This is a genomic window from Chryseobacterium sp. JAH (genome assembly GCF_001507335.1).
In the GTDB taxonomy this organism is placed as follows: Bacteria; Bacteroidota; Bacteroidia; order Flavobacteriales; family Weeksellaceae; genus Chryseobacterium.
Genome location: NZ_LMAH01000005.1, coordinates 38,018 through 50,835, shown reverse-complemented (window position 1 = coordinate 50,835; position 12,818 = coordinate 38,018). Strand labels below are relative to the sequence as shown.

Annotated in this window: 14 protein-coding genes; 9 read left to right on the top strand and 5 right to left on the bottom strand. The window is 36.4% G+C overall.

Annotation, left to right across the window (positions count from 1 at the left end; genetic code table 11):
- Positions 1 to 84: 84 nt before the first annotated feature.
- Positions 85 to 1,098 (bottom strand): nucleoid-associated protein, encoded by a 1,014-nt coding sequence (locus AR685_RS11880; RefSeq protein WP_047445487.1) that lies wholly within the window; start codon positions 1,096 to 1,098, stop codon positions 85 to 87.
- Positions 1,099 to 1,258: 160 nt separating this feature from the next.
- Here AR685_RS11880 and AR685_RS11875 point away from each other — a divergent pair, with 160 nt between their 5' ends.
- From AR685_RS11875 to AR685_RS11870, 3 genes are all read left to right on the top strand, one after another.
- Positions 1,259 to 1,438 carry a hypothetical protein gene (locus AR685_RS11875; RefSeq protein ID WP_059124704.1) on the top strand — a complete coding sequence of 60 codons (180 nt, stop codon included), beginning with the start codon at positions 1,259 to 1,261 and terminating at the stop codon, positions 1,436 to 1,438.
- Between the two features lie 72 nt (positions 1,439 to 1,510).
- Positions 1,511 to 1,642: a hypothetical protein gene (locus tag AR685_RS18335; RefSeq protein ID WP_262483879.1), complete on the top strand. Its 132-nt coding sequence runs from the start codon at positions 1,511 to 1,513 to the stop codon at positions 1,640 to 1,642.
- Positions 1,643 to 1,693: 51 nt separating this feature from the next.
- Entirely contained in the window at positions 1,694 to 2,092 is a 399-nt protein-coding gene (locus AR685_RS11870) for a hypothetical protein (protein WP_047445875.1), read from the top strand.
- Positions 2,093 to 2,159: 67 nt separating this feature from the next.
- Here the strand turns inward: AR685_RS11870 and AR685_RS11865 are convergent, their stop codons facing one another.
- From AR685_RS11865 to AR685_RS11850, 4 genes are all read right to left on the bottom strand, one after another.
- Positions 2,160 to 2,651, bottom strand: a complete 492-nt coding sequence (locus AR685_RS11865; protein ID WP_059124703.1) for a cupin domain-containing protein — start codon at positions 2,649 to 2,651, stop codon at positions 2,160 to 2,162.
- A gap of 88 nt (positions 2,652 to 2,739) precedes the next feature.
- Positions 2,740 to 3,243 (bottom strand): SgcJ/EcaC family oxidoreductase, encoded by a 504-nt coding sequence (locus AR685_RS11860; RefSeq protein ID WP_059124702.1) that lies wholly within the window; start codon positions 3,241 to 3,243, stop codon positions 2,740 to 2,742.
- A gap of 112 nt (positions 3,244 to 3,355) precedes the next feature.
- A complete protein-coding gene (locus AR685_RS11855) occupies positions 3,356 to 4,885 on the bottom strand; it encodes a RagB/SusD family nutrient uptake outer membrane protein (RefSeq protein ID WP_082671930.1) in 1,530 nt (509 codons plus the stop codon).
- A 12-nt stretch (positions 4,886 to 4,897) separates the two neighbouring features.
- The gene (locus tag AR685_RS11850) at positions 4,898 to 7,792 is read right to left on the bottom strand and encodes a SusC/RagA family TonB-linked outer membrane protein (protein ID WP_059124700.1); all 2,895 of its coding nucleotides are present in this window, start codon (positions 7,790 to 7,792) and stop codon (positions 4,898 to 4,900) included.
- An 870-nt stretch (positions 7,793 to 8,662) separates the two neighbouring features.
- Here AR685_RS11850 and AR685_RS11845 point away from each other — a divergent pair.
- The 6 genes from AR685_RS11845 (at position 8,663) to arsB (ending at position 12,449) form a co-directional block, all read left to right on the top strand.
- Positions 8,663 to 8,989 carry an ArsR/SmtB family transcription factor gene (locus AR685_RS11845; protein ID WP_047445479.1) on the top strand — a complete coding sequence of 109 codons (327 nt, stop codon included), beginning with the start codon at positions 8,663 to 8,665 and terminating at the stop codon, positions 8,987 to 8,989.
- Positions 8,990 to 9,091: 102 nt separating this feature from the next.
- The gene (locus AR685_RS11840) at positions 9,092 to 9,556 is read left to right on the top strand and encodes a DUF6428 family protein (RefSeq protein WP_047445478.1); all 465 of its coding nucleotides are present in this window, start codon (positions 9,092 to 9,094) and stop codon (positions 9,554 to 9,556) included.
- Positions 9,557 to 9,569: 13 nt separating this feature from the next.
- Positions 9,570 to 10,217, top strand: coding sequence for a class I SAM-dependent methyltransferase (locus AR685_RS11835; protein ID WP_059124699.1), 648 nt, complete (start codon positions 9,570 to 9,572; stop codon positions 10,215 to 10,217).
- 83 nt (positions 10,218 to 10,300) lie between these two features.
- On the top strand, positions 10,301 to 10,912 hold the full coding sequence (locus AR685_RS11830; RefSeq protein ID WP_047445474.1) for a low molecular weight phosphatase family protein: 612 nt from the start codon (positions 10,301 to 10,303) through the stop codon (positions 10,910 to 10,912).
- Position 10,913: 1 nt separating this feature from the next.
- A complete protein-coding gene (locus AR685_RS11825) occupies positions 10,914 to 11,405 on the top strand; it encodes a GNAT family N-acetyltransferase (RefSeq protein WP_047445472.1) in 492 nt (163 codons plus the stop codon).
- 6 nt (positions 11,406 to 11,411) lie between these two features.
- Positions 11,412 to 12,449, top strand: coding sequence for an ACR3 family arsenite efflux transporter (gene arsB, locus AR685_RS11820; RefSeq protein ID WP_059124698.1), 1,038 nt, complete (start codon positions 11,412 to 11,414; stop codon positions 12,447 to 12,449).
- Positions 12,450 to 12,818: the final 369 nt, after the last annotated feature.

Below are 12,818 nucleotides of genomic sequence, written 5' to 3'. Positions count from 1 at the left end.
TCAGAGTATAACAGTTAATTTTACCTAAAAAATTCTGCGATATGCATAATACTCTGCATCTTACAGCATTAAATTACTATCTTTTTAAACTTCTTTATCAAAGTAAAGCATATAATATTTTCCTTTTTCATCCTGACCCTGCTCCAGCATTTTCCGGTCTCCGTGAATGTAAATATGGAAGTTTTTATCTAATTTAATAATGCTTTTAAAATGTCTCTGCGTTTTTTTCACCGCTGCTTCACTGATAGGAAATTCTTCTGCAATATTGATTTGCATTTCCTGTTCGTAATCGGTCTTATAATTATTAAAACTTTCAATGACATGCTCATCTTTCAAAACCTCAGCTGCAAAATCATCCAGCTTAAATTCTTCTTTTTCTTTAAAGAAATTAATCGACTGATTCAAAAAATCTGCCTGGTCTGCCTTTGAAACCTCAAATTCCTGCGGAAGCTGTTTGATGATATAGTCTTTATAAACCATCAACGCCTCTTGTGTGTGAAAATATTCATCATCACGCTGCTTCACTTTAAGGAAATCTTCAAACCAGTAATACATGTCGCCATTTTTGTTATTATCAACTACAGAAAGTACGTAACCGCTTTCTTTACTGCTGTTGTAAATCAACGCTGCTTTATCGATTTTTGAAAGGCTTATTCCCTGGTCTTTATCTATTTCGAATGATTCATTTTTAGGGAAAATCTTTAGGAAAGATTCTCTTTTTTCGGTTTTAAAGATCCCGATTTTATCCACTTTATCGTCACCTTCTCTGTCGTCTTCAAAATAAACAACAAACAATTCACCACCTTGAACTCTAGGATTTTCGGCAGCTTCAAAAAGATGTTTGGCAAGATTTTCAGATTCCCAAAGGAATTTGGCTTTGTCTTCAAAAATTTCTGACACAGAACTAAATACGGGATTATTGACCAAATAAGAATCACTGTAAAACTGGTATGTCTCTTCGGTTTTGAATGAACCTAAAAAATAATTCTCCAATAATTCTGCGGTTCCTTCGTCCAGCTCAAGTTCTTCCTGAGAAAGCAAAAGAGATTCTCCGTTGATTTTATTTCCTACTCTGTGTACTGCAATTTTTGAAAACATCGTTTATTTTTTGTGGACTGCAAATATATTAATTAAATCAAACAATCTAATACCTTTCATTTTGATAAAAACAGTATCATTTTGAAATCATTCCATTCTTGCCTCCGCACTTCAATATATTGATTTACAGCAACATAAACAAAAACCACATAAAAGGAATATGATTGGTATCCTACTTTCAAAACCTACAAGAATGGATTTAAAAACTTTAAATAGAATCGACACCCTCAGAAGATTGAAAAGCAGAGGACCAAAAACTCCAAAATGGCTAAAATCTTATTTCCTTCTCATATTGGCTGTTGTAGCTCTTGCTGTATGGGTTTATTTCAGACCTATCTAAAAAAGTTATGAACACAACTTTCATTACATAATTCGCACATCTTATTACAAAATGAACCTAAATTTTAAATTTATGAAAACAAGAATCAGAAAAATATCCGATTGGAAAAACTTGAAAACATCGACTGCTAAGCATAATGCGGAAATCCTCGCTACCCATATCGCCATAATTATTGCAGTTTTTATTTTAGCTGCGTTTCTCTAAATTGGTACACTTTTAGTTACTCATAGAATGTTCAAAAAAAATATTTTAACAATGAAGAATTTTGAAGCGGATACTATTAATGAAACTCAGGCAATCGAGCATTTGAAAATATTTTATCCATCAATTCAGAACGAAATTTCGCAGCTTTCTGCACAAAATAACTTTCCGGCCATTATTCAGTCGACGGTTGATTACTTAAAAGTTCTTTTACAGGAATCTAAAATCAACATCGTCAACAGAAACATCAAAATGATGGAATGGCTGTATAAAAATGGAACTTTTAATGTGAAACACATCATTGAAAATCTATTTATCAGGTCATTTGGTAGCCTTAAAAAGCATACTGACAGCCAACAATGGAATCTCCTGTATCAGTACATGCCGATTGAATTTCAGCAGATCTATCTCAACCAGACCCGACTGGACGAGATTATGTTTAAGAAGAATTAAATTTTGCAATAGACTGCGCCCAAGCTTTTAGCTTGGGCGCAGTCGTTTATATCGGTAAATATTCAATCTATTTTTTAGAGATTTCTTTGGTAAACTGTTCGTCTGTAACTGGCTCAAACCATTGTGACGGATTTTTCTCATGATCAATGCTCACCGCAATATGCGTCATCGACTGATTTTCGCTTCCACCATGCCAGTGTTTGATATTTTTACCCACTTTTATGACATCTCCTTTTTTAATTTTCTGAACAGGTTTTCCTTCTTCCTGATGATATCCTACTCCATCGGTCACCAAAAGTGTTTGTCCGCCCGGATGATTATGCCAATTTGTACGTCCCTTAGCCTCAAAAGTCACATTACTTACGCGTGTTCCTTCATCGCTTAAAATTGCCTGATAAACATTTCCTACAAATTTGTTGTTCGGAACTTTGTCTCCTTTTGAAAACAGCATTGCTTCTTTTCCTGACTTTTTTGTCTCTGGTTTCTTGTCATTCTTCTCATTACAGGAAAACATAATGAAACTTACAATTCCTATAATTGCTGCACTCGCTTTCTTCATTCTAATTTTTTGATAGGGTTTGAGTATACAATTTAACTATTTCTTATTTAAAGGAGATTAAGAATTGAATTAAATAAGATTGAAGATATTATTTTTTTGAAGGATTATTTCCCGCAGCACGGGCGTCAACTACGGTGTTCTGTCCGGATGAGATGAGCCACTTTCCATTCTTTTTAACAAAGACTAAAGTCAGAATATCGTCACTTGCAGGCATTCTGTTATTTCCGTGGTCGATACCGTCAGGCGGAAAGAATTCTCCAACACCGGAGATCAATATCGCAACAGCCACATCCTTGGTCAGAAAACGGATTTTTAAACTCTTCTGAGTAAACGGAACACCTTTAAAGAATGCATCAAAATTCCCCTGATGGGCAGCTTTCACTTCATTTCTTCCTTTCCACCACATTCCGACGATGTTGACCCATTCTACATCATCGGTCATATAAGAATCCATATTTTTAAATTCATGGGTATTCCAATCGGAAACCATTTGTGAAACCTGGGCCTGAATTGCCTTTTCGTCGTTTTGAGAATAGCAGAAAATACTGACCATAAAAAAAACACTACTGAATAGAACCTTTAGATTTTTCATTTTAATTTGTTTTTTGGTTATTTACACAAAGCTAATCAATTTAGAATGATTGAGTTATACAAAAAACCGTAAACATATGCTTACGGTTTTCATATTTAAATTTAAAAATTATTTAAGGATTCTGATCATATCCTGCCACCTGAATTTGAGATAGTGGTACCTGATACAGATAATCGTTTGTTGTAATGGTAAAATTATAGTTTAAAGCTGCGGCAGCCTGATTGATCACTGTCACACCTGTATTCCAACGAACTAAATCATGCCAATACACACCTTCACCGGCAAATTCCACTCTTCTTTCTTTGCGTAGTGCCGTAGTGAAATCAGCAGCTGATATCGAAGCAGAAACAGGCGTAAGACCAGCTCTCTGACGGATTCTGTTTAAATACGGAACCGCAGTACTTGTAGCTCCTTGATTATTTAAAACCTCAGCATACATCAGAAGAACATCTTCATATCTTATAACCGGGAAGTTAATGGGCCAGTCGTAACGGTTGGTCAAAACAATTCCTTTTTCACGAAATTTCACAAAAAATTTAGCTTGATCAGGTTGTCCGTTTGTTGCAATAAAACTTGTCTTAATCGTTAATGGAAGTCTTAGGTCTCCAGGCTCGTAAGTATCAATCAAAGACTGCGAAACTCCCAATTCGGCTGAGCTATATAAACTGCCTTGCGGATTATAATAAGGATCAGCACTCCCAAAGTTTGGTGAAACATAACTTGGCAAATAAGAACCCTGAGACAAACCGCCACTGATATGCTGAATTTCAAAAATATGGTATTTGTTATCGTTGGCACTTTTAAATAAATCTGCATAATTAGGCGCAAAGGTCACAAACTGACCTTCTCCCTGAATGACTGCAAACAGATGGTCTTTTGCTTTTGCTGCATACGAACTGTTGTTGAGCGGAAAACCGGAACCTGTAAGATAGATTCTGCCTAACATGGCATGAGCTGCTGATTTTGTTATCCTTCCTTTATTTGCTGCATTGTAGACATCTTTCAATCCAGCTATGGATGCCTCAATTTCTGAAGTGATGAAATTGTAAAGCGTTGCCAAATCAGTTCTTGGTATAGCAGCTGCTTCTTCCGGACTTACCGGATGATCGATTAACGGAACTTTGCCGAAACTGCGCATCAATTCAAAATACGCATATGATCTTAGGAAGCGGGCTTCAGATCGGTATTGCTCTCTCATCGCCGGGTCGGAAAAGGGAACTGCATCTATTCTTGATAAAAGCATATTGGCATAAGAAATCTGCTGATAGGCATCTTCCCAAAGAATCTCCATTTCTTCGGTAGAAGACGTATCCTGAAAACGATTGATTGCATAATAATCTCTGTTCCCGTTTTGAGAAATTGCGTTAAAATTATTAGATCGAACTTCTGATGCTAACAAATAAAAATTAACATCATAACCGCCTCTTGATGAAGCATTCACCATTGCAGAATATACTCCTGACAAAGCCTGCTGTATTTGCAATTCGGTTGTGTAAAAAGAGTTTTGGGTAATATTATTTTCAGGCTCCAGCATCAAATCATCTTCGCAGCTGAGCATTCCCAACATCATGGTTCCACAAATCAATGCTTTAGTTAGAGACTTCATTTGCAAAAGGGATGTATTTATTTTATTGATTTTCATTTTTTATTAAATTTAGAAGTTAAAGTTTAAGCCCATCATATAAACCTTTGCGTTAGGATATGCTCCGTAATCGGTACCGTCTGACTGCACAGATTCTGGGTTGTAGCCACCATAATAATGGTCTTTTCGCCAGACATTTTCTAAACTGACATACACTCTCAAATTGGAAATTTTTAATTTACTGACTAATTCCTGCTCAAAATTATATCCTAATGTAATATTTTTAAGCTGAATGTAAGTGGCATCATATAGCCATCTTGTATCAAGAAGACTTCCTGTGGTACCGTCTAACCTTGGGGTTTTTCCGTCTCCTGGATCAGCATCAGAACGCCAGCGATTTGCCCAGTTACCCATTACATTCGTTGTAGTTCCCATTCCGGTGCGATCAATGGCACGTCCAAGTAAGGCATAACTATATCCTCCCTTTTGACCCTGGAAAAATACCGAGAGGTCAAATCCTTTGTAAGAGAATGTATTGGTAAAGCCCCAGTAATAATCAGGAGTCGGACTTCCTATAATATGACGGTCATCTTCTGTGATTTTACCATCTCCATTTACATCTTTATATTTAACGTCTCCAGCAATAGCTCCATTTGTTTTCGCAACACCCGTATTGTTAATATCTGCTGTTGACAAAACACCTATCGCTTCATATAAATAAAATGAATTGAGCTCCTCTCCTACTTTAATAATATTAGTACTGCTGCTAAAACCTGTATAGATAGGTGCATTATCACTTCCCAACTGCAAAACTTTATTATTATTGAATGCAATATTCGCCGAGGTATTCCATTTAAAAGCTCCCGTTAAATTTTTTGTACTAAGATCGAATTCCAAACCTTTATTCTGAACCGAACCAACATTCTTCCACATGATATTATACCCTGACGCATAAGGAATTGGCTGCTGTAAAAGAAGATCATTGGTTTTTTTGATATAATAATCTGCTGTAAGATCAATCCTATTAAACAAGCCCAGTTCAATACCAAAATCTGAAGACTGTGTTTTCTCCCAGGTTAAATTGGGATTGCTAATCGTATTAGGTATTAAACCGTTTGACAATCCTCCGCCAAAAGAATAATTACCTCCGGCTAATGTTCCAAAAGCTCGGTAATCTCCGATGTTCTCGTTTCCGTTTTCACCCCAGCTGTATCTTAGTTTTAAGTTGCTTAGCCAGGTTTTATCCTTTAAAAATTCTTCTTGATCCATTTTCCATGCACCACCAAATGCTGCAAACGTTCCATAAAGATTATCCCATCCAAATCTGGAAGAGCCGTCTCTTCGTATACTTGCAAATAACATATATTTCTTTTGGTAGTCATAGTTTATACGGCCAAATAATGAGATCAGCATTCGTTCTGAAGCTGTATATTCTGAATTTAGTACCGATGCAGACTGAGTGAAATTAAATGTTTTCAAATCATCATTAGGAAAACCTTTGTTTCGGTTATACTGACTTGTCGTTCTATAATTTTCTGCACTATAACCTGCAAGAGCAGCAATACTATGACTTCCAAAAGTCTTTTTATAATTAAGTAAAGCCTCTCCTAAATATCGGCTATAATTAACTGTTCTTCTACTGGCAATACTTACCTGTCCCGGAATATTGGTAATTAAATTAAAGGTTGGAATATAACCGGTATTGATGTTAAAATTATTGGTAGCACCTCCGGAAATTTTAAAATTCAATTCAGGTAAAATATCATACGACATGTACATACTAGACAATAGTCTGAATTCGTTGGTATCATTCGTTGTGTTTTCTAAAACACCTATTGGGCTTTGTGAAGAACTCGCCCATCGATACCTGTCATTTTTCCAAAAATTGGTATAAAGACCAGCCGATAATTCTGCCACAGGAACCATTGAAAGCATTTTGTGAGCTTCATTGTCTTTTCCGTCCACTGCAGCTCCATAGCTTTGTGAGTAACTTGGTCGTAGCGCAATTCCAGCTTTCCATTTATCAGAAATATTTACATCAATAACCGCACTTAAATTAAATCTGTTAAAACCCGTATTCAACGCCATACCTTCCTGATCAAAATACGCGGCCGAAATTGCATATTTTACATTCGGACTTCCGCCTCGTACTGATAACTGATAATTTTGAATAGCAGCCGGACGGTAGAAAGCATCTTGCCAATCGATGTTCGCCACCTGATTGGTTCCCCATCGAGGATCAACCATATATTGAACATTAGCCAAATTGTAATTGGTTGTATTTGCTAAATTAAAATAATTGGCTCTAACAGCGTAACTGTCTGATGCTGAATTACCGGGAGCCAACGCAACCCATCTTTTATTTATTGACTCGGTTGCATAATCAATCCACTCTGCACTGGTCATGATATCGAGCTTTTTCTCGATGGTTTGAACACCGTAATATTGAGAAAATGAAAATGACGGTTTTCCTGATGCTCCTTTTTTTGTCGTTATAATAACAATTCCATTAGATCCTCTTGATCCGTACATGGCCGTTGAAGCGGCATCTTTTAAGACTTCAATCGATTGCACATCATCCGGAGAAACGTTGGCCATATCATCCACCACCATTCCGTCTACTACATAAAGAGGAGAATTGCTTGCGGATATAGAAGCTGAACCACGTACTCTGATTTCCAATGGCTCTCCCGGTTTTCCTGAAGTAGCACGCGTTTTAACACCTGCAATCTGACCGGTTAATGCCTGGTCAACTCGCGCAATGGGACGATCTTTAAAACTTGCCACATTCACTTTTCCTACAGAACCAGTAACCTCACCTTTTTTTTGCGTACCATAAGCGATAACGACTACTTCCTCAATATCCTTTGTTTTGTTTATAGGATTTGATAAACTATCTTTTTCCTGAGCGAAAATAAAACCTGTGGTACTAAACAAAATACCTAAAGCTACTATCGATTTCTTCATTCTCTATTTGGTGATTATTAATTATTTACTTTTATACTTTCTTTCAAATTAAAAGCGTAAGAAAAGTTAAATCGTAAAGACATGATATTTCTCATATTTTAATTTTTATAAAAGTATACTTATCATAAAGTTCTGCTATCCTGCAGTTACCTGCCCAACTCTTCTGAAGTGAAAAACAAAAATAATAGCCTCATTTTCAATTACTTAATTGAAAAACCACCCCACCATCACTGAAGAAAAAAAATTAAATTGCTTCATTTGTAAACAAAAAAAATCCCCAAGCTTTCACTGGAGAATTCCTTCTATTGGGCGTGCCCATTGAGATTTCAGTTCTTAAAATCAATACCTTCATATGAACGTTCAACCACGCACATTAAGTTCATCTTCGCATTAGAATATTTTGAAAAAATTCAACACAGTCAAAACTGAAGATTAAACCACCATAGATTTGTTCTTTATTGGTACTTTATCTAGAGGTAAAAATGATTTCAGAATCTTCTTCACCTCAGCCTTTGGAGTACTTTTACCATTGTGCATTGCGCCAATTAATGCTCACCTGCATTCATGAAATAGCGTTAAAACCTCTCGACTGTCTTCTTTTTTTCTACTAACTATTAAGGTGCGGTCATCACAATAGGTATAGACGCATTCTCATCCAGAACGACATCACCTAAGTGTAGGTTTTCAGTATACAGTTTTGGTAAGTTTTTGGGTTAAATACTTAGAAGAAAGGAATTAGAAAGAAATATGCTTTGGTTCATTATTTCAAACTATGCGATGAGTTTACATGGATTAATAGATTTTAAAATTTTTCACGCATTAATTTTTCAGATGATAATTAATATCGTAATATTGCAATATTAAATAAATATGGGAGCTACAAAGACAGATCATTTTACGGATCAACAAAATAAAATAGCAGTGATATCAAAAGCCTTGGGACACCCTGCCAGAGTGGCTATTATAGAATACCTTCTCAAGGTAAATACCTGTATCACGGGAGACATCGTCAATGAATTGCCCTTGGCACAGCCTACGATCTCACAACATTTAAAAGAACTGAAAAATGCCGGTTTGATAAAGGGTAGCATTGAAGGAAATTCGGTGTGTTATTGCATCGATGACAATACTTTTGAGATCCTGAAAGATTACTTTTCAAAGATTATCGATACCGTTTCCGATCAGAAATGTTGCTGATGCATTTTTTTATCTAAAATATCGCAATATTGCATTAATACAATTTAGATAATCAATCTGTAAACATCTTTGTTTAAAATAAAACAATTTAAATAAAATAATATGACACTTGAACAAATAAAAGAGATTTTACCAACATTAGAGAATGTTGAATTTCAATTGGAAGATGGCACTTTTGTTCCTGAACATTTCCACGTGACAGAAGTTGGACAGATTAATAAAAGATTTATCGATTGTGGTGGAGTGATTCGTGACGAATCGGTGGTCAATTTCCAATTATGGAATGCCGATGACTACGAGCACAGATTGAAACCCGGAAAACTCCTCCGTATTATTCAACTTTCTGAAGAAAAATTAGGAATTGAAAATAATGAGATCGAAGTGGAATATCAAAGTAATACCATCGGTAAATATGATCTAGAGTTCAATGGGAAAGTTTTTGTTCTGAAAAGTAAAACCACTACCTGTCTGGCCCAGAATGCTTGTGGAGTTCCTTCGGAAAAGCCCAAAAAGAATTTGGCGGAAATTACTGCTAATACATGCACACCGGGGGGAGGTTGCTGCTAAACTAATTTTACGTATGGAAGGAGAAGAAAAAAGATTGCATTGGGAAAACATCTACCTCACCAAACCCTTGGAAACGGTAAGCTGGTATCAGCCCAATCCTGAGACATCTTTACAATTTATCCGTCAGCTCGAGCTGGCAAAGTCCTCAAGAATCATTGACGTTGGCGGTGGGGATAGTTTTTTTGTCGACCATTTGCTGGAGCTGGGATATGAAGATATTACTGTGCTTGACATTTCCCCTAAAGCCATAGAACGGGCCAAAGCAAGGCTTGGCAGCAAAGCCGACAAAATACAGTGGATTATCACTGATATTTTGGACTTCAGCCCCACACGACAGTATGATGTTTGGCATGACAGAGCGGCCTTTCATTTTTTGACCGCAGAAAATGATGTCGACCATTATCTGGAAACCGCAGGAAAAGCAATCTCCCAAAACGGAATTCTGGTGATCGGTACTTTTTCCGAGCAGGGACCACAAAAATGCAGCGGTATCGATATTAAACAGTATTCGCAAGAAACAATGACAGATCGGTTTAAGAACGATTTTGAAAGAATCGAATGTTTTTCTGTTAATCACAAAACACCTTTTGAAACCATACAGAATTTTGTATTCTGCAGCTTCAAAAGAAAAAATGACATTTCTGATCAAGTTAAATTTTAGCCCTACTTATATTTTAAATACCATTTAATAAAGATTAAAGTGAAATACCATCCCTGATATCAGTACTAATAAAATACATAAAAATGAATCCAACCATTTTAAAGACCATTGAAGCTATTTCGCTGCGCTCTGTTGCAGAAGAAAGAAAAATGGTTTTAAAACCATTAATAGAGTACATAAAAAATAAAATGGATAAGGAGCAAACGATTCGACTGAACTTTATCTGTACCCATAACAGCAGAAGAAGCCACCTCTCCCAGATCTGGGCACAGACTATGGCCTTTCATTTTGGCATTAAGAACTTATTCTGCTATTCGGGAGGTACGGAAGCGACCGCAATGTATCCAAAAGTAGCGGAAACATTAGATAATCAAGGGTTTGAAATTCAGATGTTAAGCGATAATGATAATCCTATCTATGCTTTAAAGTATGCGCAGAACGAATCTCCCGTCATCTGTTTTTCAAAAGAATACAGCCATGAATTTAACCCCAAAAATGAATTTGCTGCAATCGTGACCTGTAACAATGCTGATAAAGGCTGCCCTTTAGTTATAGGAGCGGAAGCGAGATTTCCTATCAAGTATGATGATCCTAAATCTTCGGACAACACACCGGAACAAACAGAAGTTTATGCAGAGAGGAGCCTTCAGATTGCTACAGAGATGTTTTATATTTTTTCACAGATAAACAAATAGAATGAAAATAATATCAATAGAAAAGAATCATTTTACAGAAATAGCAAACATATACAGGCAAGGACTTGAAACAGGTCATGCAACCTTTGAGACAACCGTTCCGTCTTGGGAAGATTGGGACAAAGGTAAATTAAGTCACAGCCGATTGGCTGCTGTGAGTAACGACACTGTTGTTGGATGGGCTGCGCTCTCAGCGGTAAGTGATCGATGTGTCTATGGCGGTGTTGCCGAACTGAGCATTTATATTGCCAACGATCATAAAGGAAAAGGAATCGGCAAAGCTCTGATGTCAAAACTGATAGAACAGAGCGAAGCTCATGGAATATGGACATTGCAAAGCGGGATGTTCCCTGAAAATGAAGCAACAGTGGCTCTTCATAAAAGCCTGGGCTTTAGAATAATTGGTTACCGAGAAAAAATCGGAAAGCTAAGAGACACTTGGCGTGACACGATCATCATGGAAAGAAGAAGTACAACAACAGGAATACATTAGAACAGTATGCAGCCAAAATTAAAATTTCTCGACAGATACTTAACGTTATGGATATTTCTTGCCATGACAATCGGAGTAGGTTTAGGAAATATATTTCCTGACATTTCAACGATCACCAATTCGTTTTCCGTTGGGACAACCAACATTCCTTTAGCAACCGGATTAATCCTGATGATGTACCCTCCTCTCGCAAAGGTAGATTACTCCCTATTACCTATTGCATTAAAAGATAAAAAAGTAATCACCATATCCCTGATATTGAACTGGATCATCGGTCCTATCCTGATGTTTATACTGGCCATTGTTTTTTTAAACAATGAACCGGATTATATGACAGGGCTCATCCTTATCGGTTTGGCAAGATGTATTGCAATGGTCATCGTTTGGAATGATCTTGCCAAAGGAAACAGAGAGTATGCCGCTCTACTGGTGGCTTTGAACAGTATTTTCCAGATATTCACTTATAGTTTTTTCGTCTGGTTATTCATTAATTTTTTACCTGAAAAATTAGGATTCGGCAATTTCAACGTGAATGTATCGATGAAAGAGGTTACTCAGAGTGTTCTCATTTATTTGGGCATCCCATTTCTTGCGGGATTCCTGAGCAGATACTTTTTGGTTAAATCGAAAGGCATTGAATGGTACAATAGAAAATTTATACCAGCAATATCGCCCATAACATTGTACGCACTGTTATTTACCATTGTTCTCATGTTCAGCCTTAAAGGTGAAAAAATAATAGAATTGCCAATGGATGTGTTAAAAATTGCAATACCACTGGTTGTATATTTTACACTGATGTTCTTTGTGAGTTTCTTCATCAACAGGTCTTTGAAAGTTCCTTACGACAAAAATGCCTCCATTGCATTTACAGCCACGGGAAATAATTTTGAACTCGCAATAGCCGTTTCGATCGCTGTATTCGGCGTCAACTCTGCACAAGCGTTTGTAGGGGTTATTGGCCCCTTGGTTGAAGTTCCTGTTCTGATACTGTTAGTAAAAACCAGTCTCTGGCTGAAGAAAAAGTATTATGTACAGTCATAAAAAATATAAAACAAAAAGTAAGCTCTGTTTTAAGTCTACTTTTTTTATATGCAAAGATCATTAGAGATTTCCAGTGCCAAAGAATGATCATGTTTAAAAACCCAAATAAAACGCAGTATAAATAGGTTGCAAAGACATCTAAAACACCAGCTGTACAGAAACAAAAAAAAGCCGCCTTAAAATGAAATCTAAGGCGGCTTTATGATATTTAGCTATTTTTGCTAATCCAATTTACTTCACTTCTTCAAAAATAAAAGTCATTGAAAACCAACTAGTTATAACTTAAAGGTACAAATAAGGTACTGATTACTAGTGTAATTCGTGGATATATATTTTGAACATTGACCTTTCTATCATTTATTATCCTAT